The 22,902-nt window shown below is 55.8% G+C and carries 18 protein-coding genes; 9 read left to right on the top strand and 9 right to left on the bottom strand.

Going from position 1 to position 22,902, the window contains the following annotated elements; translation table 11 throughout:
• Window positions 1–37: 37 nt before the first annotated feature.
• From G6L28_RS05615 to clpP, 5 genes are all read right to left on the bottom strand, one after another.
• On the bottom strand, window positions 38–2,239 hold the full coding sequence (locus G6L28_RS05615; protein ID WP_174062809.1) for an esterase-like activity of phytase family protein: 2,202 nt from the start codon (window positions 2,237–2,239) through the stop codon (window positions 38–40).
• Between the two features lie 233 nt (window positions 2,240–2,472).
• On the bottom strand, window positions 2,473–2,748 hold the full coding sequence (hupB, locus tag G6L28_RS05610; protein WP_174062808.1) for a DNA-binding protein HupB: 276 nt from the start codon (window positions 2,746–2,748) through the stop codon (window positions 2,473–2,475).
• Between the two features lie 201 nt (window positions 2,749–2,949).
• A complete protein-coding gene (gene lon, locus G6L28_RS05605; protein WP_174062807.1) occupies window positions 2,950–5,367 on the bottom strand; it encodes an endopeptidase La in 2,418 nt (805 codons plus the stop codon).
• A gap of 411 nt (window positions 5,368–5,778) precedes the next feature.
• Window positions 5,779–7,056, bottom strand: coding sequence for an ATP-dependent Clp protease ATP-binding subunit ClpX (clpX, locus tag G6L28_RS05600; RefSeq protein WP_174062806.1), 1,278 nt, complete (start codon window positions 7,054–7,056; stop codon window positions 5,779–5,781).
• A 361-nt stretch (window positions 7,057–7,417) separates the two neighbouring features.
• On the bottom strand, window positions 7,418–8,050 hold the full coding sequence (gene clpP / locus G6L28_RS05595; protein ID WP_174062805.1) for an ATP-dependent Clp endopeptidase proteolytic subunit ClpP: 633 nt from the start codon (window positions 8,048–8,050) through the stop codon (window positions 7,418–7,420).
• A 440-nt stretch (window positions 8,051–8,490) separates the two neighbouring features.
• On the opposite strand from clpP, the gene G6L28_RS05590 reads away from it, so the two are divergent.
• The 3 genes from G6L28_RS05590 (at window position 8,491) to G6L28_RS05580 (ending at window position 13,024) form a co-directional block, all read left to right on the top strand.
• Window positions 8,491–9,738: a diguanylate cyclase gene (locus G6L28_RS05590; RefSeq protein ID WP_174062804.1), complete on the top strand. Its 1,248-nt coding sequence runs from the start codon at window positions 8,491–8,493 to the stop codon at window positions 9,736–9,738.
• A gap of 78 nt (window positions 9,739–9,816) precedes the next feature.
• On the top strand, window positions 9,817–11,574 hold the full coding sequence (ggt, locus tag G6L28_RS05585; RefSeq protein WP_174062803.1) for a gamma-glutamyltransferase: 1,758 nt from the start codon (window positions 9,817–9,819) through the stop codon (window positions 11,572–11,574).
• A gap of 202 nt (window positions 11,575–11,776) precedes the next feature.
• Window positions 11,777–13,024: a cytochrome P450 gene (locus G6L28_RS05580; RefSeq protein ID WP_174062802.1), complete on the top strand. Its 1,248-nt coding sequence runs from the start codon at window positions 11,777–11,779 to the stop codon at window positions 13,022–13,024.
• Between the two features lie 421 nt (window positions 13,025–13,445).
• Here G6L28_RS05580 and G6L28_RS05575 read toward each other — a convergent pair whose 3' ends face one another.
• From G6L28_RS05575 to G6L28_RS05565, 3 genes are all read right to left on the bottom strand, one after another.
• Complete coding sequence (locus G6L28_RS05575; protein WP_174062801.1) at window positions 13,446–13,802, bottom strand: cupin domain-containing protein; 357 nt, start codon at window positions 13,800–13,802, stop codon at window positions 13,446–13,448.
• Window positions 13,803–13,818: 16 nt separating this feature from the next.
• On the bottom strand, window positions 13,819–15,102 hold the full coding sequence (locus G6L28_RS05570) for an O-acetylhomoserine aminocarboxypropyltransferase (protein ID WP_174062800.1): 1,284 nt from the start codon (window positions 15,100–15,102) through the stop codon (window positions 13,819–13,821).
• 85 nt (window positions 15,103–15,187) lie between these two features.
• Window positions 15,188–15,622, bottom strand: coding sequence for a CoA-binding protein (locus G6L28_RS05565; RefSeq protein WP_174062799.1), 435 nt, complete (start codon window positions 15,620–15,622; stop codon window positions 15,188–15,190).
• A 426-nt stretch (window positions 15,623–16,048) separates the two neighbouring features.
• On the opposite strand from G6L28_RS05565, the gene G6L28_RS05560 reads away from it, so the two are divergent.
• The 3 genes from G6L28_RS05560 to rpsI all read left to right on the top strand — a co-directional run bounded on the left by G6L28_RS05560 (window position 16,049) and on the right by rpsI (window position 18,073).
• Window positions 16,049–16,885 carry an EamA family transporter gene (locus tag G6L28_RS05560; RefSeq protein WP_174062798.1) on the top strand — a complete coding sequence of 279 codons (837 nt, stop codon included), beginning with the start codon at window positions 16,049–16,051 and terminating at the stop codon, window positions 16,883–16,885.
• A 250-nt stretch (window positions 16,886–17,135) separates the two neighbouring features.
• On the top strand, window positions 17,136–17,600 hold the full coding sequence (gene rplM / locus G6L28_RS05555; protein ID WP_174062797.1) for a 50S ribosomal protein L13: 465 nt from the start codon (window positions 17,136–17,138) through the stop codon (window positions 17,598–17,600).
• Window positions 17,601–17,602: 2 nt separating this feature from the next.
• Window positions 17,603–18,073, top strand: coding sequence for a 30S ribosomal protein S9 (gene rpsI / locus G6L28_RS05550; RefSeq protein WP_174062796.1), 471 nt, complete (start codon window positions 17,603–17,605; stop codon window positions 18,071–18,073).
• A gap of 87 nt (window positions 18,074–18,160) precedes the next feature.
• On the opposite strand, the gene G6L28_RS05545 is transcribed toward rpsI, so the two are convergent.
• Window positions 18,161–20,116 (bottom strand): acyltransferase family protein, encoded by a 1,956-nt coding sequence (locus G6L28_RS05545; protein ID WP_174062795.1) that lies wholly within the window; start codon window positions 20,114–20,116, stop codon window positions 18,161–18,163.
• A gap of 140 nt (window positions 20,117–20,256) precedes the next feature.
• Here G6L28_RS05545 and speB point away from each other — a divergent pair, with 140 nt between their 5' ends.
• From speB to G6L28_RS05530, 3 genes are all read left to right on the top strand, one after another.
• Window positions 20,257–21,210, top strand: coding sequence for an agmatinase (gene speB / locus G6L28_RS05540; RefSeq protein ID WP_174062794.1), 954 nt, complete (start codon window positions 20,257–20,259; stop codon window positions 21,208–21,210).
• A gap of 72 nt (window positions 21,211–21,282) precedes the next feature.
• Window positions 21,283–22,209, top strand: coding sequence for an N-acetyl-gamma-glutamyl-phosphate reductase (gene argC / locus G6L28_RS05535; protein WP_174062793.1), 927 nt, complete (start codon window positions 21,283–21,285; stop codon window positions 22,207–22,209).
• 179 nt (window positions 22,210–22,388) lie between these two features.
• The gene (locus tag G6L28_RS05530; protein ID WP_174062792.1) at window positions 22,389–22,859 is read left to right on the top strand and encodes a PRC-barrel domain-containing protein; all 471 of its coding nucleotides are present in this window, start codon (window positions 22,389–22,391) and stop codon (window positions 22,857–22,859) included.
• Window positions 22,860–22,902 lie beyond the last annotated feature (43 nt).

Below are 22,902 nucleotides of genomic sequence, written 5' to 3'. Positions count from 1 at the left end.
CACGCACGAGCATAACGAAGGGAGGAGACGTCGAACGTTAGTTCGTTACCTTCAGCTCGACCGGGAAGAACAGCGTTTCGCCAGACGAATCATCCACACCATCATTGTCCGTCACCGCGAAGGCCTTGCCGGACTTGTCGAATGCAAAGCCTTCCAGCTTGTCGACGACGTAGCCTTGGGTCTGGGTCTTCAGGTCCGGAGTGAAGTCGTGAACTTCCTGTTTCGTGACAACCGGCAGGTCGCCGCCGATCTTGGCAGGCTTCAGGTCGGCAATAGCGACTCGGTAAAGCTTCTTGACCTGAGCCTTATCGCCAATCTGGTTATCGCGCTCAACGATATAGACCTGATCGCCAAAGGCAGAGATTTCGGAAAGACCGACCCAGCCACCTTCCGGCGCCTTGTCCAGCAGATAGCGTACTGCGCCCCACTCCTTGGACTTGAGATTATAGGAAACGAGCTTGACGGTGCCTTTCGGATCGTTGCCCCATTCACGCTGAACAGCCATCCAGAGCGTAGCATCGTCGCCCTTTCCGATCATGGTCACACCTTCAAAGCCAAAGCGGGTTTCGCCTTCCAGCAGTTCCTTCGGCAGCGCGATCTCAGATCTGATCTCGCCCTTGGCATTGATGTTGTAGAGCGCATGCGGAACGAGCTTTTCTGTGTTGCCTTCCGAAGCAACCCAGAAGCCACCCTTGCCGTCGAGCGTAATGCCTTCCATGTCCAGCTTCTGCGCAGCCATGCCGTCACGCTTTACGCGCAGAACGCCGGTGATGGCCGCAGGCCTCTTGGTGGCGTCGATGGTGAAGATCGAAGGCTGGTTGCCATAGACCGAGTCGGAAATGGCATAGAGAATGCCTTCCTTTTCAGCATCGCCGACGAGACCGGAAAGTGCACCCCAGCCGATTGGCGCGCCATCCACCGTTGCGGAGACGAGCTGCGGGTAAGCCGCCTGCCCTTCCGAGCGCTCATAGATCATGACGTGTGAACGTGCGCCGCCATCTTCCACCAGGTCGGCTTCATTGGCGGTGACCAGCAGGTTGCGCGATGGAATGGCAACGGCACCTTCTGGCGAAATACCGGAGGGCAACAGCTGTGTCAGCTGTGGCTCGGCGCCGGTATCCTTGTAGACGCCGACGACAGATGCGCGCTCTGCAAGCACGAAGAAGTATTTGTCGTTGCCGAAGGTTGCGGCTTCCAGACCTTCAGGCTCCACACCCTTGGCCTTGGAGCGCTTCTCGGGATAATGACCGATGGCGGCAACAGCGTGTTCGAACGAGGAATTGGCCTCATAAAGCTGCTTGCCGCTTTTGTCGAAAATGGTGAAACCGCGTGCGCCGCCTTCCCAATCGCCTTCATTGGCGATGACGATGCGGTTGTCGTCCAGCCACTTTACGGCGTCGGGCTCGCGCTTGCGGCCTTCCTGCTTGTCGGTGAATTTCAGCTGGCCATCGCTCTTGGTGTCGATGCCTTCGAGATCAACCGTGCCAGCGGAGAAATGGCTCGTCACCTTGCCGCTCTTGCCGTCAACGATGACGATGTGGTTGTTTTCCTGCAGCGTCAGGGCAATTTCGCCCTTGGAATTGATCGAGACGAATTCCGGCTCTGGATCTTCCGGCGCGATTTCGGCAAGGCCCGTCACATCGATCTTCTTCAGCGTCGAGCAGTCAGGCGCGCCGTTCTTAAGGCCGATGGTGACGAGGAAGCCAGCAGGTGCCTGCGGCAGCGCGCCGTCATTGACCTTCTCATCACGCTCGTTCTCGATGGCGATTGCTACGAAGCTCTTGTCCGGCGAAACGGCCACGGAATCAGGCTGGCCGCCGAGATCACAGCTTGCCTCGATCTTTCTGGTGCCGATATCAACCGTGACCAGCTTGCCGGATGGATTGACGTAGCTCTCGGAGGTGTTGACGCCAGCCAGAACCCTGGAACCGGCCACCGCGACGGAGGTGGGTTCGCCATCCATCATCAACGCGCCGAGTGCTTTTGGTGCCTTCGCATCAGTGATGTCGATGAAGCCGATGCCGCCCAGCGGGCTGTCAGAATAGATCAGCGTATTGCCGTCTTCGCTCGCAGTTACGATTTCAGCGGAAGTAACGGTCGTCTGGTCCTTGTCGGACGGCAGGTTCAATGCGACCGGGAAAGAAGAAATGCGGTTGAAAACCTGCTCGGCTGCAGCCGGAAACGCTGCCGATGCCAGCAGCGCCACTGTCAGCGTTGCTTGAGAAAGACGGAATGTCATGGAAAATCCCCTGTAGTCCACAATGGAAAACTAACAGGCGGCTTCTGCGGCACGGACATGACAGGCGCATGACAATTCCGAATATTCGCATAAACAAAAAGCCCGACCAAAAAGGGCCGGGCTTTCTGCATTTCAAAGGCGTCATTTTGCGCTGTCGCGCAAAGCGCCAATCTGTCCTCGTATGCCTTGGAAAACCGTTCGCACGCCGCTGGGGCAAACGGCATCAAGAAAACTTAGGAGTTAACAGCGTCCTTCAGGCCCTTGCCTGCGGAGAACTTTGGAACGTTGCGAGCCGGAATATCGACTTCTGCACCCGTGGATGGGTTACGGCCCTTGGAGGCTTCGCGACGGCTGACAGTGAAGCTGCCGAAGCCAGCAAGACGGATGTCGCCACCAGCCTTCAGTTCGTTCTGTACAGTTTCGAATACAGCGTCAACGGCAGAAGCGGCGTCAGCCTTCGTGAGGCCAGACTTTTCAGCAACTGCAGAAACGAGCTCGTTCTTGTTCATGTTTCCACCCCTTTCAATGGTTTGAAACGACTCAAATTGGGTTCGCGCACAATACTAATCTATTCGCGCACCGCCACCCAAAAGCGACGGAATCGCCTGAAAAACAAGGGGTCTAGAGTTATTTTCACAAAAAAGGCTGGCATTTCTGCCAGCCCTTCAAGGATTTTGTGCTAATTTAGCACCACAGTCTTGAGCATCACCTTAATGAGCGATGGTCTGTCCGCCGTCGTCCACGCCCTCGACCGTTGCGATCACCGGCGTCTCGATGCTTCCATCCCACTCAATCGGCTCGGGCTTGCGGATCAACGCGTGTTCCAGAACCTCGCCCATACGTGAAACAGGGATGATTTCCATCTCGTTTTTCACGTTGTCTGGAATATCCGCCAGATCCTTGGCGTTTTCTTCCGGGATCAGCACCTTCTTGATGCCACCGCGAAGTGCTGCAAGCAGTTTTTCCTTAAGGCCGCCAATCGGCAGAACGCGACCTCGAAGGGTGATCTCACCCGTCATTGCCACATTCTTGTCAACCGGAATGCCGGTCATGATCGAGACGATGGCGGTAGCCATTGCCACACCCGCGGACGGACCATCCTTCGGCGTTGCGCCTTCCGGCACGTGCACGTGGATATCGCTCTTGTCGAAACGCGGTGGCTCGATGCCGAAATCGACCGCACGCGAACGGACATAGGATGCCGCTGCCGAGATGGACTCCTTCATCACTTCCTTCAGGTTGCCGGTCACGGTCATACGACCCTTGCCCGGCATCATCACGCCTTCGATGGTGAGAAGCTCACCGCCGACTTCGGTCCATGCCAGACCAGTAACCACGCCGACCTGATCTTCACGCTCGGCTTCGCCGTGGCGGAAGCGCGGCACACCCAGATAGTCGTGGATGTTTTCTGCCGTGACTTCGACCGACTTTGTCTTACCCTTGATGATCTCGGTGACGGCCTTACGGGCGAGCTTCATCAGCTCACGCTCGAAGTTACGCACACCGGCTTCACGTGTGTACTGCTGGATTACGGCCATCAGGGCGCCATCCGTCACGGAGAACTCTTCCGGACGCAGGGCATGTTCCTTAATTGCCTTCGGCAGCAGGTGACGCTTGGCGATCTCGCGCTTTTCGTCTTCCGTGTAACCGGCGATACGGATGACTTCCATACGGTCCATCAGGGGCCCGGGAATATTCAGCGTATTGGCAGTCGTCACGAACATGACGTCCGAGAGGTCATATTCCACTTCAAGATAGTGATCCATGAAGGTGGAGTTCTGTTCCGGATCAAGCACCTCCAGCAGAGCCGACGACGGATCGCCACGGAAATCCTGTCCCATCTTGTCGATTTCATCGAGCAAGAAGAGCGGGTTGGCCTTCTTCGCCTTCTTCATCGACTGGACGATCTTGCCCGGCATGGAGCCAATGTAAGTACGACGATGGCCGCGGATTTCCGCTTCATCGCGTACGCCACCGAGCGCCATACGAACATATTCGCGGCCGGTTGCCTTGGCGATGGACTTCGCAAGCGAGGTCTTACCAACGCCCGGAGGACCAACGAGGCACAGGATAGGGCCGCGAATTTTCGTCGCGCGGGCCTGCACGGCCAAATATTCAACGATGCGCTCCTTCACCTTATCGAGACCGAAGTGATCGAGCTCGAGAACGGATTCAGCAGCATTTAAGTCCGTCTTTATCTTCGACTTCTTGCCCCATGGCAGACCGAGCAGCCAATCCAGATAGTTGCGCACGACGGTCGCTTCCGCGGACATCGGGCTCATCTGGCGAAGCTTCTTCATTTCAGCTTCGGCCTTCTCCTTGGCTTCTTTGGAGAGCTTGGTCTTGGCGATGCGCTCTTCCAGTTCGGCCATCTCGTCACGGCCATCCTCGCCGTCGCCGAGCTCCTTCTGGATCGCCTTCATCTGCTCGTTCAGGTAATATTCGCGCTGGGTCTTTTCCATCTGGCGCTTGACGCGCGAGCGGATACGCTTCTCGACCTGAAGAACAGAAATCTCGCCCTCCATGAAGCCCAAAGCCTTTTCCAGACGCTGCTTCACGCTCACCGTTTCAAGCATTTCCTGCTTTTCGGTGATCTTGATGGAAAGGTGGGAAGCGACCGTATCGGCGAGCTTGGAATAATCGTCGATCTGGCCAGCGGCACCAACCACTTCCGGCGAAATCTTCTTGTTGAGCTTTACGTAGCTTTCGAACTCGGAGACGACAGAGCGAGACAGAGCCTCGATCTCGACCGGATCTTCGGTCGGCTCGTCCAAAAGAACGGCAGTTGCTTCGTAGAAGTCTTCGCGACCGGTATATTCGTCGATCTTGGCGCGGCCCTTGCCTTCGACGAGAACCTTGACGGTGCCGTCTGGCAGCTTCAGCAGTTGGAGAACATTGGCAACCGTACCAACTTTATGGATCGCCGATGGATCCGGATCGTCATCACTGGCGTTAATCTGCGTCACAAGCATGATCTGCCTGTCAGAGCCCATAACCTCTTCCAGAGCACGAATGGACTTTTCCCGTCCGACGAACAGAGGAACGATCATATGCGGGAAAACGACAATGTCGCGCAGAGGAAGTACGGGATATGTACCACCAGATGCAGCAGACGTAATGTTCGTCATATCATTTCCTTTCCATGGTCCCTAAAGGGACGCTTGCCGGACGTCTTGGGAAGTTTCCGGCTTATTCTTATTCGTGACTGAAAGTGGAGTGCCGCACTGTCATTTTCAAGTCACGAAAACCAACAGCCGTCACTTGCTCATCAGGCCGTAAATTTAAAAACCTCAACAGGTGTAACAGGCTTACATTTCTCGCCTCACGCATACTCTCGCGGAAGCAAAACGGTCGGCAGACATTCACGAAAACGTCACATCTCGAGACAAATCAGTTGTAAGACTTTAACAGCAAAGCGCAATCTGCTCCAAACCCAAAAATGGAGCTGCCGACATTTATGCGCGCATTATGGTGCATAACCAAGAAAAAAGGCCCGCCAATGGCGAGCCTTCGATATCAAGTCACTTCTCGGTGACGGATCAGGCAGATACGTTGGCCTTCTCTTCCTTGCGATCCGCGTAGATGTAGAGGGGACGCGCCGCACCGCTGACGACTTCGTCAGAGATGACCACTTCGCGCACACCTTCCAGCGTCGGCAGCTCGAACATCGTGTCGAGCAGGATTTTTTCCATGATCGAACGCAGGCCACGGGCACCGGTCTTACGGGTAATGGCCTTGCGAGCGATTTCCAGAAGGGCCGTACCCTGGAAGGTCAGTTCCACGTCTTCCATCTCGAACAGCCGCTGATACTGCTTGACCAGAGCGTTCTTCGGCTCCGACAGAATCTGGATCAGCGCATCTTCATCGAGGTCTTCGAGCGTTGCCAGAACCGGCAGACGGCCGATGAATTCCGGGATGAGGCCGAACTTGACCAGATCTTCCGGCTCAAGCTCACGCAGCACTTCGCCAACGCGACGATCGTCTTCCGCCTTCACCGTTGCGCCAAAACCGATAGAGGTTTTTTCGCCACGAGCGGAAATGATCTTGTCGAGACCTGCAAACGCGCCGCCGCAGATGAACAGGATGTTGGTCGTATCCACCTGAAGGAATTCCTGCTGCGGATGCTTGCGGCCACCCTGCGGAGGAACGGAAGCAACCGTGCCTTCCATAATCTTCAGCAGCGCTTGCTGAACGCCTTCGCCAGACACGTCGCGCGTGATGGATGGATTGTCCGACTTGCGGGAAATCTTGTCCACTTCGTCGATATAGACGATGCCGCGCTGGGCGCGTTCAACGTTGTAATCGGCAGCCTGAAGCAGCTTCAGGATGATGTTTTCAACGTCTTCACCGACATAACCGGCTTCGGTCAGCGTCGTCGCGTCGGCCATGGTGAACGGGACGTCGATGATGCGTGCGAGCGTCTGGGCAAGATAGGTCTTGCCGCAACCGGTCGGGCCGACCAGCATGATGTTCGACTTCGCAAGCTCGATGTCACCATTCTTGGTGGAATGTGCGAGACGCTTGTAATGGTTGTGAACAGCCACAGACAGGATTTTTTTCGCCTGCTGCTGGCCGATGACGTATTCGTCGAGGATCTTGATGATGTCCTGCGGGGTGGGAACACCCTCACGCGACTTCACCATCGAACTCTTGTTCTCCTCGCGGATGATGTCCATGCACAATTCGACGCATTCATCGCAGATGAATACCGTCGGCCCGGCAATGAGTTTCCGGACTTCGTGCTGGCTCTTGCCGCAGAATGAACAATAGAGTGTATTTTTCGAGTCGCCGCCGTTGCTGCCGCTGACTTTGCTCATATCTCTTTCCTTCCAGCACGCCGCAGGTCCGCCAAACGGATCGCGGTCAACTTACCGCCCGCAGATACGAGCGCTTCGAAAAGCTTCCGCATCCGCTTCGTTCCCGGGGTACTAACCGTATCAGATACATGACCTGATGGACGGCGGCAACGAATTCCCCTTAAAACTCCGAGACGCATCTTGCCCCGGCATGTCCTTCATTCACCTCCCCTGCAAAGCACTACGCAATTCGGGAGAGGATGGTTCAGGCTACGTCACAAAACTTCAACACAGCCTTAATATGTACTAATAGCGCTTTCTTTTGTCGTTTGAAGCCCCGAATTTAACCGGGGCAGCAAACAGACGTCAAAAAAGCGTCGCCTCAATTCGCAGAGACGCCTTCGATTTCCTGGCGGGACGTGAGGATCTTGTCGATCACGCCCCATTCCTTCGCCTCGTCAGCATCCATAAAGTGGTCACGGTCGAGCGTCTTTTCAACTTCTTCGAGCGTGCGACCGGTATGCTTCACGTAGACTTCATTGAGGCGACGCTTCATCTTGATGATGTCGCGAGCGTGACGTTCGATATCGGACGCCTGCCCCTGGAAGCCACCGGAAGGCTGGTGAACCATGATACGCGCATTCGGCGTCGCGAAACGCATGCCTTTCTCACCGGCGGCGAGAAGCAGAGAGCCCATGGACGCAGCCTGGCCAACGCAGAGCGTGGAAACGGCAGGGCGGATGAACTGCATAGTATCGTAAATCGCCATGCCTGCGGTAACGACGCCACCCGGCGAATTGATGTAGATCGCAATTTCCTTTTTCGGATTTTCCGCTTCAAGGAACAGCAACTGGGCGCAAACGAGCGATGCCATGTGGTCTTCCACCGGGCCGGTCAGGAAGATGATGCGCTCTTTGAGAAGACGGGAGTAGATGTCATAGGACCGTTCGCCGCGGTTGGTCTGCTCCACGACCATCGGCACCAGAGCCATGGCGGTATCAACTGGATTTCTCATGTCCGTCCTTTATCCAAACCTTATCCGGAAGCCTGCGCACCCGGAATCAATTCAATTCCTCAACTCTCTACATAGAGTGTCCTAGCCCGATACTTCAAGACTGCGCTGGTGGATATCCTTAATGACATGCCGGACATTTCTCCCGACGCATAGAGATACCGGTCTGCCCGCACCAGCCTTTCAGAGATTGAGACCTGATTTCATCAACGGCCAAAATATTTGTTGGTCAACAATTTGTTAAAATCGTCGAAATAAATGTGCAAAACCTCACCTTAAGTCAGGTGGAAAGAACTCCTTAGTATTTTCCGTTGAAAGTGGCATGCGACTCGCCCGTACCTATCCTGAAAGTTGCACCTAGCTTTGGTCGATATGCGGCAGCAAGCGTTTCCAGGAACGTGGCGTGTAACCACGCGCCAGTCTTCAGAAAATAGGATTATGCGGTGTTCGACGCAAAAACAGGCATGCTTCTCTGGTCCCTGGAAACATTGACCCTGTCAGCCCTGCTGGCGATGTTGTGGCTTCACCAGCCCGCCAAAAAACATCACCTGTTTTTTGCCAGCGGCTTTCTGTCGGTGGGCGTGGGGGCGGCCATGGTTTCGATGCGTGGGCAAATCCCGGATTTTCTGACAATCAACGTTGGAAATACCTTGGCGCTTTCGGCATTCGGCTTCTGGCTCGCCGGTTTTCTGCGCCTTGAAAGCCGCCGGATAGACGGTTGGATCGCCATTCCGGCATTGATCTGGGTGGCTTTCATGTTCGTGCCGCCGGCACGAGAGAGCATGGTCGCCCGTATCATTCTCTATCATATCTGCGCCGGCATCGGTTACTTCATGCTTGCTGGCGTGATGCTTGTTTCGAACAATCCCATCTCGAAAACACGCAAACTATTCGCCTTTGCGCTTATTGGACATGCGTTTCTTGGCGCAATCTCGGCTGCGCTCGTAATCCCCTATAACCTGCTCACCGGCCAGACTCTGCCGCTGACGGCACCGGTCGCTTACTCAGCCGCCTTCAGTTTCGTCGTGCTGCTGATGATCGCGGTCAGGATGTTCATGGAGGATAATGAGAAGCGCCTTCATCGGCTTGCGATCACTGATCATCTCACCGGTGTCCTCAATCGCCGTGGCCTGATCGAGGAATTCGACGCGATCAAACAAGACGTAGGCCTGAGCGAGCGACAGATCACGCTTGCGCTGTTCGATATCGACCATTTCAAGCACATCAACGACCAACATGGACATCAGTGCGGAGATGACGTTCTCGTGCAGTTCTGTGGCCTCGTTACCCGCATTTTGCACGGCCAAGGTCTTTTCGTTCGCATGGGCGGCGAGGAATTCGCGTTTCTGTTGATAAACGATGATCCTGCAAAAGCGGTGACCGTTGCCGAGGCCGTCCGCATCTATTTCTCCCGCATGACCCTGAGCAACAACGATGTGAGCTTCAACGCGACTGTGAGCGTCGGCATATTCTCAGCCTCCGTCGCCGACGCAGACCTCAACGATATGCTGACAAAATCCGACCGCGCGCTGTATGCCGCCAAGAAGGCGGGACGTAATCGCTCCGTGCTGCGTGACAATGACGCAAATGTCGTCATTCCGGCGGAAGATCGGGGCGAAGACCCGCATGATAACAATGCGGACCGACAGGTGGCAGCACTTACTCGTATAGCAGCGATCGCCAACGGCTGAAGCTCATTTCGCGCAAACGGCTTGACGTGCAACCTTTCCCGAACGCATCATCGCGGCGATGAAAGCGGAGGATTTGCGATGCCTTTCAGGTTTGCCACCAGTCTTTTGTTGTCAGCGGCGCTGACACTGAGTGTCGCACAGGCGCAGCAGGCCTCGGACACGCTGGCGCCCGAACGCTCCACCGGCACCAAAGCGGCAAGCCGGGTAGAAGCATCGAACTTCATGGTTGCGGCCGCGAATCCTCTGGCGGCAGAAGCGGGACGAAAGATAATCGCTGACGGCGGCAACGCCATCGATGCCATGGTCGCGGTGCAGACCGTGCTCGGCCTCGTAGAGCCACAAAGCTCCGGCCTCGGCGGCGGCGCTTTTCTGGTCTATTACGATGCAGCCAACAACAAACTCACGACCTTCGATGGCCGCGAAGCCGCGCCGATGGAGGCAACGCCGAAGCTTTTTCTCGATGAACAAGGCCAGCCGCTGAAATTCATGGATGCCGTGGTCGGCGGACGCTCGGTCGGCACGCCAGGCACCGTGCGGTTGCTGTCCGACGTGCATCAGCGCTACGGCAAGCTCGAATGGAGAAGCCTGTTTACCCCGGCTGAGGTTCTTGCACGGGATGGCTTCAAGGTTTCCCCTCGCCTCGCCTCACTGATCGCCGCCGAAGGCGACAGGCTGAAGAAATATGATGGCCCGCGCGGCTATTTCTACGATGGCTCCGGCGCGCCGTTGCAGGCGGGAGCCTTGCTGAAAAATCCGGCCTATGCGGAAACCCTGAAGGCGATAGCGGACAACGGAGCAGATGCGTTCTACAAGGGGCCGATAGCGGAAGCGATCGTCAAAACGGTGCGGGAAGCAACCGGCAATCCAGGTGTGCTTTCGCTCACGGATCTCGCAAATTATCGCACCAAAGAGCGTGAGCCTGTCTGTGCTCAATACCGTGCGCTCGATATCTGCGGCATGGGACCGCCCTCCTCCTGGGCCGTTGCGGTGGGCCAGATACTTGGCACCCTGGAGAACTTCGACCTGAAAGGCCTTGGCCCTGCCAACGTAGAAAGCTGGCGACTGATCGGAGATGCCCAGCGGCTCGCCTTTGCGGATCGTGAGCGATATCTTGCCGATCCTGACTTTACGCCGTTGCCTATCAAAGGCCTGCTGCGCAAGGATTATCTCGGCTCCCGCTCCATGTTACTGGATGGTGACAGGGCGCTTACTGCCGATGCCGTAAAGGCGGGCACGCCAGAATGGGACCACGCCTTGAACTTTGGCCGCGGGCCTGCCCTCGACCTACCTTCTACCAGTCACTTCGTCATCGTGGACAAGCAGGGCAATGTTCTCTCGATGACCACAACTATCGAAAGCGGCTTCGGCTCACGGCTGATGACCAACGGCTTCCTGCTCAACAACGAACTGACCGACTTCTCCTTCAAGACCCATGACGGCAGCCTGCCCGTTGCCAACCGCGTCGAACCCGGCAAACGCCCCCGCTCTTCCATGGCACCGACCATCGTCATGAAGGACGGCAAGCCACTGCTCGCGATCGGCTCCCCCGGCGGCAGCCAGATCATCGGCTATGTCGCGCAGGCGCTTATAGCCTACATCGATTGGGGTATGCCCGTCGAACAGATCGTTGCCCAACCCCACCTCATCAACCGCTTCGGCACCTATGATATCGAAGCTGGCACGGATGCAGAAAAGTTTGCGGAACCGCTGAAGGCGCTGGGCTATGAGGTGAAGCCCGGCGAGATGAATTCCGGCCTGCACGCCATTGAAGTCACCAGCCAGGGACTGATCGGTAGCGCTGATCCTCGACGCGAAGGTGTGGCTCTCGGGGAGTGAATAAGCCTATGCGTCGAGGCTCAAGATATCCCTCATTCCTGTCCTTGTGACAAAAATCCAGTCAGCCCAAGTCCTTGGGCTGAAAAGAGTCTTTTTGTCGCTTAAGCACGACGACTGGATCCCTTTGAAAAGCACAGGGATGAGGAATTACCGAGGCATCACCACTCTTCCTCCACGTCCAAACTTCCGTTAGACACCAAGCATGAACACCACATCCGACTTCCTCCGCATCGACGCCGATAAACGTTCCGTCTCGCTGGACGCCCGTAACCCGGCCTTCTACAGCAATCCGAATGCCGCCTATGCGCAGCTTCATGCGCATTGCCCGACCTTCTATTGGGAGGAGCAGAAGCAATGGTTCTTTACCGGTTATGATCATGTGAATGCGCTTCTGCGAGACAGGCGTTTCGGGCGGCAGATCCTTCATATTGCCAGCCGAGAAGAGTTAGGGCTGCCTGATCCATTGGGGCGTACGACGCATTTCGATGCTGCCGAGCGTCACTCACTGCTGGAAATAGAGCCGCCGGAACACACGCGCTTGCGCACGCTGGTCAACCGCGCTTTCGTTTCCCGCCATGTGGACAAGATGAAGCCGGAGATCGAGGCGCTGGCCCACGGGCTGATCGACCGCTTCGAGAAGGATGGCCGGACCGAGCTGCTCTCCTCTTTCGCTGATATCATTCCGGTGACCATGATTGCCCGGATGATCGGCATACCGGAGGAGATGGGGCCGCAGCTTTTGAAGTGGTCGCGTGCCTATGTCGGCATGTACATGTTCAAACGCAGTCATGAGGACGAACTCGCCGCCGATTCGGCTGCAAAGGAGTTTGCCGATTACGTGCGTACCGTCATCGCAGAACGACGCCGCGAGCCGAAAGACGATTTGCTGAGCCATATGATCCACACGGAACATAAGGGTCAGTATCTGACGGACGCGGAACTGATCTCCACGACAATCGTGCTGCTAAACGCAGGCCACGAAGCAACCGTCCATCAGATCGGAAATTCGGTTCGCGTCATTCTGGAAAGCGACATCGATCCGGCATCTCTCTTCATCGACGAAAAGACAACGGAGCGGACCGTCGAAGAGACGCTGCGCATTGGTGCGCCCGTTCACATCTTCCAACGCTGGGCGCTGGAGCCGGTTGAGGTCGATGGCGTCAACTTCGAGCGCGGCGATAAGGTCAGCCTCATCCTCGCCGCCGCCAATCTGGACCCTCAGAAATTCACCGATCCACTCGTCTTCAAGCCGGATCGTGCCGAGGCGGCAAATCTTTCTTTCGGCGCGGGAATTCACTTCTGCATCGGCGCTCCTCTTGCGAGGCTCGAACTCAATATCGTATTGCCGCTGCTGTTTGAACGGTTGCCGGGATTGCGCCTAGCGCGCGCGCCACAGGTCAAGGACGTCTACCATTTTCATGGGTTGGAGCGTCTCGATCTCGTGTGGTGATGGAGCAAAAGAAACCCTCCCGCCGGGCGGGAAGGCATTTATCAGCCTTGTGACTCTACCCCGGGATTGGCGTCGACAGCATTGATAATGCTAACCAAGGTCAAACTCGTCCATACAGGAGATCGGCAAACGCGTGCGATCTTGACGAGATTACCGCCACTGAGTTGCATCTGCCACAGACTGGCAGCCGTAGGGCGGGAGCATATTTGCAAAGGTTGTCTTCAACTTATCGCAGCCCCACTTGTTGATAGGCCCCGGCATGCGGCTATTAAGTTCGATACCAACTTCATCATAAGGGCTTTCGGTATTGTTCACATATTTGAACCACTGGAACCCGATGAAACCGGTGGATATAATTGCGATGATCAGAAAAACGCGTATCAGCCTCATTGCATTCCCTTATGCGTGCTTCGCCTCTTGATCAGAGACGAATAACGTAGTCCTTGCGAGTCGTTTCAAGGACTTCCCAACTTCCTTTAAAGCCAGGCCTCAATATCATTCGGTCGCCTGAACGCAAGTCCCAGCGCTCGCCAGCATCACTGGTCAGCACGGAATGACCTTCCAGAATATTGAAATACTCCCACTCGTCATATTCGACACGCCACTTGCCCGGCGTGGATTGCCAGATGCCAGCATAAAGCCCGCCGCTGGCCTCCTCCAAATTCCAAGTCGTGAATTTAGGCTCACCTGAAATCAGCCGGTCGGGTGCGGGTGCGCCCTCTTCGGGCTGAACGGCAGACAGGTCGCCGTCCGACTTGAAACTGAGCGTTAGGGTCATGGGCGATCTTTCCTTTTCAGATTTCTGCCAGCGACTGTTCCAGATCGGCGATAATGTCTTTCACGTCTTCAATGCCGATGGAAAGTCGCACCACATCTGGTCCCGCACCTGCGGCAACCTGCTGCTCCGGCGTAAGCTGCGCGTGCGTCGTTGAGGCGGGGTGAATAACCAGAGACCGAGTATCGCCGATATTGGCGAGATGGGAAAAGAGCTGAAGCCCTTCCACCAAGGATTTGCCCGCCTGATAGCCCCCCTTTATGCCGAAGGTAAATACGGAGCCCGCTCCCTTTGGCGAGTAACGTTGTTGGAGCGCATGATTCTCGCTGTCTTCCAACCCGGCATAATGGACCCACCCGATTTTCGGATGCGCCTTCAGCCATTTCGCGACCGCCAATGCATTATCAGAATGGCGCTGGACGCGCAGAGGCAGCGTCTCGATGCCGGTGAGAATGAGAAAAGCGTTGAACGGCGCAATGGACGGGCCGAGATCTCGCAGACCCAGAACGCGAACGGCAATCGCGAAAGCGAAATTTCCGAAGGTCTGGTGTAGCACAACGCCGGAATATTCCGGCCGCGGCGTGGAAAGCGCCGGGTATCTGTCCGTTGCAGACCAATCAAAGGTGCCGCCGTCCACGATCACACCGCCCATGGAATTGCCGTGGCCGCCGAGAAACTTCGTTAGAGAGTGAACGACGATGTCCGCGCCGTGTTCGATAGGACGGACGAGGTATGGGCTGGCCATGGTGTTATCCACGATCAGAGGTAGACCATGCCTGTGAGCGACTTCCGCAATTGCGGCTATATCGACGAATGTGCCACCTGGATTGGCGAGGCTTTCGATGAAGATGGCCTTCGTCTTTTCATCGATCTGGCTTTCAAAGCTTGCAGGATCGGCGGCATCCGCCCAACGGACCTGCCAGCCGAAATTCTGGAATGAATGACCGAACTGATTGACCGAGCCGCCGTAAAGCTGACGTGCTGCGACGAAGTTATCGCCCGATTGCAGCAACGTGTGGAACACGAGCAACTGCGCTGCGTGGCCAGAGGCAACCGCGACTGCCGCGGTTCCACCTTCCAGCGCCGCCACCCGCTCTTCCAGCACGGCTTGCGTCGGGTTCATGATGCGCGAGTAGATATTGCCGAATTCTTTCAGGCCAAAAAGTGCGGCAGCGTGATCGGAATCACGGAAGGCATAGGCCGCGGTCTGATAAATGGGCGTGGCGCGCGCGCCGGTCGTCGAATCTGGCTGCGCGCCAGCATGAATGGCGAGTGTGGAAAAGCCCGGGCTAAGTTCTGACATCTGTCCCTCCAACTGTTTTCTTTCGCATTACGGCTGAAGGGATCATAAAGGCTTAACAGCGCATGATAAGTCCAACTTGTCCTAACTATCTCGCAATATTGAGACGCGGATACTCAATTGCAGGGCATCGATCCATGATGACCTCCACGCCGTAAGTTTCGGCTTTTGCGGCAGCATCATCATCTCGGACGGCAAGTTGGCCCCAGACCACCTTGGGCCTTGGAGACATAAGTATAACCTCATCCACCACGCTTGAAAGATATTCCGGTGCGCGGAACACGTCCACCATATCGATGGGTTCGGGAATGTCCGCAAGTTTGGCATAGACCTTTTGCCCCAGTATCTCCTTGCCCTCCTGCCCGGGATTGACGGGGATGACCCGATACCCTTTTGAAAGAAGGAATTTCATCACACCAAAACTGGGGCGAGCTAAGTTTGGCGAGGCGCCCACCATAGCAATGCTCTTGGTATCGGTCAAAACGCGGCGGATATCGTCGTCCTCATATGCATCATGGCCCATGACCTGCTCTCCTTCGCTTTCGTCATCTCTCATACAACTCAATCGGAGCCTAATGGATCAAAGAAACTCCACGTCATCTCCTGTAAATCACTGTTTTTCGTTGACCATGTTTTTTAACAGGGTAAATCTTTAATCGTACTTTTTTTGTTCGAATTTCGTTCCCCTGCATTTTAGAAACTACTCATAGTTACATTAGCAAAATACGTTTTCCTTATAACAAATAGCAAACTGAAACGATTCAGGCGTAAAAAAATACGCACTGCTTACCAATTTCAATTCGGGACAAAGTCATCAAGGAGCTCATAGAACCTGCAAAGGTTGTATAATATTACAATCGTATTCGAACCCTAAATAGTTAACAAAAAAGTGGAATCGGGCAGCATAAGGGATAAAACTCAAGGCACGTAATCCACCTGCGAGTCGACCGTGTCATTTGATGTACTTCTTCTTGTCCTCTTCGGCGCGCTGCTACATGCTTCATGGAATGCGCTTGTAAAATCCGGTGCCGATAAGGCGTTGGACGCCTCGCTCGTCGCCGCTGGCGCGGCGATGTGCTGCATTCCGTTTCTCCCATTCCTGCCATTGCCGGGCCTGGTTGCCATACCATTTCTCATTGCATCCGCGCTCCTGCAATTTGCCTATTTTAGGCTGGTTGCGGCTGCGTATAACGTAGGCGATATCGGCCTCGTCTACCCTCTGATGCGCGGGGTCGCACCGCTGATCGTCGTGGCGAGCAGCAGTCTGTTTCTGGACGAAACATTGAGCACTGCGGCTCTGGCAGGGATAGGCGTGATTTCGGTCGGCATCCTCACCCTCGCATTTGAAGCAAGGCGCGGTGGGGCCAAGGCGATAACCCTGGCTCTCATCAACGCGGTCGTCATTGCCGGATACACGTTTGTGGACGGTGTTGGCGCGCGCCAGTCGGGCAACGCCATCTCTTATACACTCTGGATGTCGCTGCTGCCGCCAGTACTTTTGTTCTCCTGGGCGTTCTACCAGCGTGGTTGGCAACCTGTGATCAGCCACGTTAGGCGCTACTGGTGGCGCGGCCTTTTGGGCGGTGGCGGTTCCATCCTTTCCTATGGCTTAGCTCTTTGGGCAATGACGAAAGCACCGGTCGCGGTAGTTGCAGCATTACGTGAAACCTCGATACTTTTTGCCATCCTCATCTCGGTTTTCATTCTGAAGGAAGCCGCCAGCGTCTGGCGTTATGTGGCAGGGGCAGTTATCGCCTCGGGCGTTCTCGTCATGCGACTCGCCTAACTTGCCGGCGTTTTATTGTGGTATTATAAAACCACATGAACAAGCCATTGAATTTACTATCATATTTTTAACGATTGAATTTTCGCTACTGTTGACGCTTTTCCGTCTACCGCTTATAAGCGCGCCAGACTGAGTTCTTCTGGAATACAGGTCTTTCCGGCTCGCGCAAATGCGACCAAATCAAGCAACAAGAAACGCCCGCATGTTCTTTCTATAAAGAAGATGACGGGTCCAACAGAAAGTCAAAACTATGTCTACTTTCGTTCAGAAGCCCGCTGAGGTGGAGAAGAAGTGGATCATCATCGATGCCGAAGGCCTCGTTGTTGGTCGTCTCGCTACCCTCGTTGCTACCCGCCTGCGCGGCAAGCACAAGGCAACCTACACCCCTCACGTTGACGACGGCGACAACGTCATCATCATCAACGCTGAAAAGTGCGTCTTCACCGGCAAGAAGTATTCCGACAAGAAGTACTACTGGCACACCGGTTATCCGGGCGGCATCAAGGAACGTACAGTTCGTCAGATCATCGAAGGCCGCTTTCCTGAGCGCGTTCTCGAAAAGGCTGTTGAGCGTATGATCCCACGTGGTCCGCTTGGCCGTCGCCAGATGAAGAACCTTCGCGTTTACGCTGGTTCGAACCACCCACACGAAGCACAGCAGCCAGTCGCTCTCGACGTAGCATCGCTGAACAGCAAGAACGTAAGGAGCGCCTGATAATGGCCGATCTTTCCTCTCTGAAAGACCTCGCCTCGGCATCGTCGGAAGCTTCGGCTCCCGTACACGTCCGCAAGGTTGACACTCTCGGCCGCTCCTACGCGACCGGCAAGCGCAAGAACGCCGTAGCCCGCGTATGGGTCAAGGCTGGTTCCGGCAAGATCATCATCAACGGCCGCGATTTCTCTGCATATTTCGCACGCCCGGTTCTCCAGATGATCCTTCAGCAGCCTCTCGTTGCTGCTGCTCGCTCTGGCCAGTTCGACATCATCGCAACGGTTGCTGGCGGCGGTCTTTCCGGCCAGGCCGGTGCTGTTCGTCACGGTCTGTCCAAGGCCCTCACCTACTTCGAACCGGGCCTGCGCTCCGTTCTGAAGAAGGGCGGCTTCCTGACCCGCGATAGCCGCGTTGTTGAACGTAAGAAGTACGGTAAGGCCAAGGCTCGCCGTAGCTTCCAGTTCTCCAAGCGCTAATCGCTTCTGTAATATGGAAATCGAAAAGGCGGGGCTTCGGCTCCGCCTTTTTGTTTGGGCTGTGTTTCAATCCGCGTATATGAGCAATCAGTTCAAGCTGAACGTCACGGGTTTGATTTCGCTTTCGGTGCTGAACAGTTCATCCGCTATACGGTCAACCACCATATGCGCGCCGATCCGAGTATAGTGCCCACGGTCAGCGATGTAAGCGACGCCGTCACGCCCGAATAGGCAGCCTGCGGCGGAATCAGGGTCGCAGAATATCTTTTCCGGCAGCACCTTTTTCACATCGTCGGGCAGGCCCATGTTCAGAATATCGTTCGCTCTGGCAGTGTTGGCCTTGAATGCCGCATAAGAATAATCGAAGTCTGGCGAAAGATCGCCCTTGATGATGCGGGCTGCCATGACGTCCATAACCGGCTTATCGAAGCGCGGGGTAGGATAGACGATCACCACCTGCTTGCCGGTTGCCTGCAGGTTCTGGACTGTTTCGCGCAGATTATCGGCCAGAAGCTTTACCGAAATGGAATCGCCGGAAACCTCTTGGTCATCGACGTCCATGTACCGAGAATTGAAGAAATTCACCCAAGAGGCCGCCAGAACCACCGTGTCGATGTTGCTAACGGCCAGATAATCCATCGCACGTCTGTTGAAGGCCTCGCAATTTCCAGCCCCCTCGTCCCGCGCTGTCGAAACATTGACGATCGGAGCGCAGAAACCATGGGTCAGTTGCACCAGGCCTATATCCCGATCTTCTAAATCATCCAGCAGCGATGGGGAAAGCGCGGCAGCGATGGAATCACCCCATATAGCAATTGTCTTTCCGCTACCGATGTTGAACATACAGTCCGTATTGGGCAGGGCGGGAAGTCCATCTTTCACCTGGAACAGACACTTGTCGCTCCATGTGGTTCTGTCGACGAACTCCTTCACCTCCGGCGGCAGGCGAAATGGCAAGCCTTCCTTTAAATCTCCCCATGCGCCGAAACCGACCAGCGCCCCGACACAAGCACCTGCGGCTGGGATCAATCGAGAAAAAGTAATCTTTCGTCCGCGGAACGGTTGTTCCACCAAATACCAGCTAAAAATGGATAGGAGTAAAGTCAGCCCGATCAGAAGCCACATGACCGGCGTCGATGGAGGCTCCGGGCTTCGGATGCGCCAGAAGGCGAACACCGGCTGGTGCCACAGGTAAGCGCTGAAGCTGATCTGGCCTATCCAGACGAGGGGCGAGAGCGTCAGTACTCTCCCGAGGATCGACGTCTGCGAACCATAAAGCAGGAACAGCGCAGTGCCTCCAACGGGCAAGATCGCAAGCAAGGATGGCACGCGCGTTGTGGAGTCGAACAGGAATATCGAGAGGATGACGAGGCTCAGCCCCGCGCCAGCCAACACACCATTCTCCGTCCGCGTCTTTCCATGAACGAGAAAAGCACAGATGAAGCCAGCCAGGATTTCCCATATGCGGGTGGGAAGCAGATAATAATTGGCGGAAGGAAAGTATCTCGCGCCGACCTCACTCGCCACAAGACTGGCAAGGGCAACGGTGAGTATGATGCGGAAAAGCGTGCTGGTCCTGAGACGAAACAGAAAGAGCAGCGGAAAGAGCAGGTAAAACTGCTCCTCCACGCCAAGACTCCAGGTGTGGAGCAAGGGCACTTCGGATGAATCCGGCGCGAAGTAATCCGTCTTTTTCAGAAAATAGATGTTGGAAACGGAAAGCGTCGCCATCATCAGGCTTTTGGAAAACTGCTCATAAGCCGTCGGCAGCAGCCACATCCAGGCGAAGGGAAGCGTGCAGACCAGAACGAAGAAGAGCGCAGGCAGAATACGCCGCGCGCGCCGTTCATAAAACCGGATCAGCGAAAATTCACCCTTGGCATATTCGCTCAGAATGATGGTGGTGATCAGATAGCCGCTGATGACGAAGAACACATCGACGCCGATGAACCCGCCATCGAACATCGTGAATCCGGCATGCGCAAAAATAACAGCGAGCACCGCCAAGGCGCGCAATCCATCTATCTCTGCTCTGTAATTCATGAAATCTGCTTACCGTGCGGGGTGTCATTTATGATTGGCATATGCCCGTCATATCAGCGAAGTAATTCTTACCGACCTTATCCTGAACAGCTTAATGCGGTATTGAGTCTTCGCGCTATTCATCATCGAAGGGGTTCTCAATGCCAGCAAAAACCATCGATCATGCCTTCACATCTTCGTCTCTCACTGCGGCAGCGACAGACCCCACTCATGCGGGCGTCCTGTCCTTCATGCGCCGCCGATATAGCAAGGATTTGGAAGGCGTTTCGACCGTGGTCTGGGGCATTCCATTCGATGCGGCGACCTCCAATCGTCCCGGTGCGCGGTTCGGGCCGCAGGCCATCCGCCGCGCCTCGGCGATTTTCGATAACGATCCGCAATATCCCTTCGCCCGCGATCTCTTCGAACATATGCCGACAATCGATTACGGCGATTGCCTGCTGGATTACGGCAATCACTGGCAGACGCCCGAGACTATCGAGCAGGAAACGCGCAACATCATTGCCAAGGCCGATTATCTACTGACGCTGGGTGGTGATCACTTCATCACCTGGCCATTGCTAAAAGCCCATGTCGCCAAGCACGGACCATTGGCGCTGGTACAGTTCGATGCCCATCAGGACACATGGTTCGACGACGGCAGACGGCTCGATCACGGCTCGTTCGTTGCCCGAGCCGTGCGCGAGGGTCTGATCGATCCGGATCGCTCGATCCAGATCGGCATCCGCACCCATGCGCCGGAGGATTTCGGCATCAATATCCTCTACGGCTATGAGGTGGAAGAGATGCGCGCCAGCGATATCGCTTCGCTCATCATCAAGCAGACGGGCGGGCTGCCCACCTATCTCACCTTCGATATCGATTGCCTCGATCCGGCCTTTGCGCCTGGCACCGGAACACCCGTCGCGGGTGGGCCGACCAGCGCTAAAATCTTGTCCGTCCTGCGCGGTCTCGGTCAGCTCGACATACGCGGCTCGGACGTGGTGGAGGTGGCACCCGCTTACGACCATGCGGACATTACCGCCATTGCCGGGGCAACGGTTGCAATGTATATGCTTGGCCTGCGTGCCGAAAGGCTGGCGAAATCCGCTTGAGATTTTGAGTCAGATCATTGGCAAATAGAATCCGGTAAATCCCGCAACATATTGAAAATGTAAGGTAAGGACATGGCAGCGAAAATCTTCATCGATGGCGAACACGGCACCACGGGCTTGCAGATCCGCACGCGCCTGGCCGACCGCCGCGATATAGAGCTGCTGTCCATCCCCGAGGCGGAACGCCGCAACGCGGCCATGCGTGAGGACATGCTCAACAGCGCGGATATTTCTATCCTCTGCCTGCCGGACGATGCTTCAAAGGAAGCGGTTTCCATGGTGTCCGGCAACAACAAGGTGCGGATCATCGATACGTCCACGGCCTTCCGCGTCCATCAGGATTGGGCCTATGGCTTTGCCGAGATGGACAGGGATCAGGCGGAAAAGGTCCGCTCCGCACGCTTCGTTGCCAACCCCGGTTGCTACCCGACCGGCGCTATCGGCCTCATCCGCCCTCTGCGTGCCGCGGGCATACTCCCGGATGGCTACCCGGTCAGCATCAATGCGGTTTCCGGTTACAGCGGCGGCGGCAAGCAGATGATCGGCCAGATGGAAGACCAGAGCCGCGAAGACGCGATCAGCGCCAACAACTTTGTTTACGGCCTAACGCTTAAGCACAAGCATGTGCCGGAAATGAAGAGCCATGGCCTGCTGGATCGTTCGCCCCTTTTCTCTCCCTCCGTTGGTCGCTTCGCGCAGGGCATGATCGTGCAGGTGCCGCTCTTTGCTGCCGACCTCGAGGAAGGCACGACCGTCGAGACGGTTCATGCGGCGTTAACGGCCCATTACGCTGGCCAGTCGATCGTGCAGGTCGTTCCGCTGGAAACGAGCAAATCGCTGGCGCGCATCGACACGGAAGAACTGGTCGATCAAGACACGATGAAGCTCTACGTCTTCGGCACAGAAGAACACATCAATCTCGTCGCGGTTCTGGACAATCTCGGCAAAGGCGCATCAGGCGCAGCCGTGCAGAATATGGAACTGATGCTTTCGGCTTGAGGCATTTCCAGTAAGAAAGATTTAATGCAGCACCAAGTAGACCGGCGCGTCTGAGGGATCGCAGATAATCACATCCTGGCAGGACGCCGGATTTGTTGGCGTGGGAGCAGGAACCAAATCCAGCCCCACGTGTTCTTCCCCCGAACATCATGTTCAGCATACACAAGGGAAGAAACATCATGAAAAACAAGGTTTTCGCACTGGCTGCCGCCGCAGCCCTCACCTCTTCTGTTGCCTTCGCACAGACGGCCGCTGCCCCGGCTCCTGCCGATGCGCCTGCGGCTGGTGCGGATGCGACGCTCTCGGGCCCGGGCATCACCATGGGCAACAAAGCGAGCGGCCCGCTGAAGTTCGTCAACGTGCAGAAAACCGACCTCACCGCTTCGCAGCTCGATGGCATGGACATTTACAATGCCCAGAACGAAGAGATCGGTGAGATTGAAGATGTGGTGATCGGCGATGGCAAGACAGTGATTGGTCTCGTCGCCAGCGTCGGTGGCTTCCTCGGAATCGATGAGAGCTATGTGGTTCTCGACCCAGCATCCGTTGCCGTCCAGAACGATAACGGCACATGGAAGGCCTACGTCGACACCACCAAGGACGCTCTCCAGAACGCGCCAAAGCTTGACTACGACAAGCTGGACGACTGATCGGTTCAGAATTGGTCTATCGAAGCCCCTGCGCATGGTCGCG

Source organism: Agrobacterium larrymoorei (assembly GCF_013322225.1).
Lineage (GTDB): Bacteria > Pseudomonadota > Alphaproteobacteria > Rhizobiales > Rhizobiaceae > Agrobacterium > Agrobacterium larrymoorei_A.
The sequence above is the reverse complement of the archived record's forward strand: the minus strand, read 5'-3'. Positions and strand labels throughout refer to the sequence as shown.

Coding starts and splice junctions, on each gene's coding strand:
- G6L28_RS05615 (WP_174062809.1), bottom strand. CDS start 2,239: ATGACATTCCGTCTTTCTCAAGCAACGCTGACAGTGGCGCTGCTGGCA.
- hupB (WP_174062808.1), bottom strand. CDS start 2,748: ATGAACAAGAACGAGCTCGTTTCTGCAGTTGCTGAAAAGTCTGGCCTC.
- lon (WP_174062807.1), bottom strand. CDS start 5,367: ATGACGAACATTACGTCTGCTGCATCTGGTGGTACATATCCCGTACTT.
- clpX (WP_174062806.1), bottom strand. CDS start 7,056: ATGAGCAAAGTCAGCGGCAGCAACGGCGGCGACTCGAAAAATACACTC.
- clpP (WP_174062805.1), bottom strand. CDS start 8,050: ATGAGAAATCCAGTTGATACCGCCATGGCTCTGGTGCCGATGGTCGTG.
- ggt (WP_174062803.1), top strand. CDS start 9,817: ATGCCTTTCAGGTTTGCCACCAGTCTTTTGTTGTCAGCGGCGCTGACA.
- G6L28_RS05580 (WP_174062802.1), top strand. CDS start 11,777: ATGAACACCACATCCGACTTCCTCCGCATCGACGCCGATAAACGTTCC.
- G6L28_RS05575 (WP_174062801.1), bottom strand. CDS start 13,802: ATGACCCTAACGCTCAGTTTCAAGTCGGACGGCGACCTGTCTGCCGTT.
- G6L28_RS05570 (WP_174062800.1), bottom strand. CDS start 15,102: ATGTCAGAACTTAGCCCGGGCTTTTCCACACTCGCCATTCATGCTGGC.
- G6L28_RS05565 (WP_174062799.1), bottom strand. CDS start 15,622: ATGGGCCATGATGCATATGAGGACGACGATATCCGCCGCGTTTTGACC.
- rplM (WP_174062797.1), top strand. CDS start 17,136: ATGTCTACTTTCGTTCAGAAGCCCGCTGAGGTGGAGAAGAAGTGGATC.
- rpsI (WP_174062796.1), top strand. CDS start 17,603: ATGGCCGATCTTTCCTCTCTGAAAGACCTCGCCTCGGCATCGTCGGAA.
- G6L28_RS05545 (WP_174062795.1), bottom strand. CDS start 20,116: ATGAATTACAGAGCAGAGATAGATGGATTGCGCGCCTTGGCGGTGCTC.
- speB (WP_174062794.1), top strand. CDS start 20,257: ATGCCAGCAAAAACCATCGATCATGCCTTCACATCTTCGTCTCTCACT.
- argC (WP_174062793.1), top strand. CDS start 21,283: ATGGCAGCGAAAATCTTCATCGATGGCGAACACGGCACCACGGGCTTG.
- G6L28_RS05530 (WP_174062792.1), top strand. CDS start 22,389: ATGAAAAACAAGGTTTTCGCACTGGCTGCCGCCGCAGCCCTCACCTCT.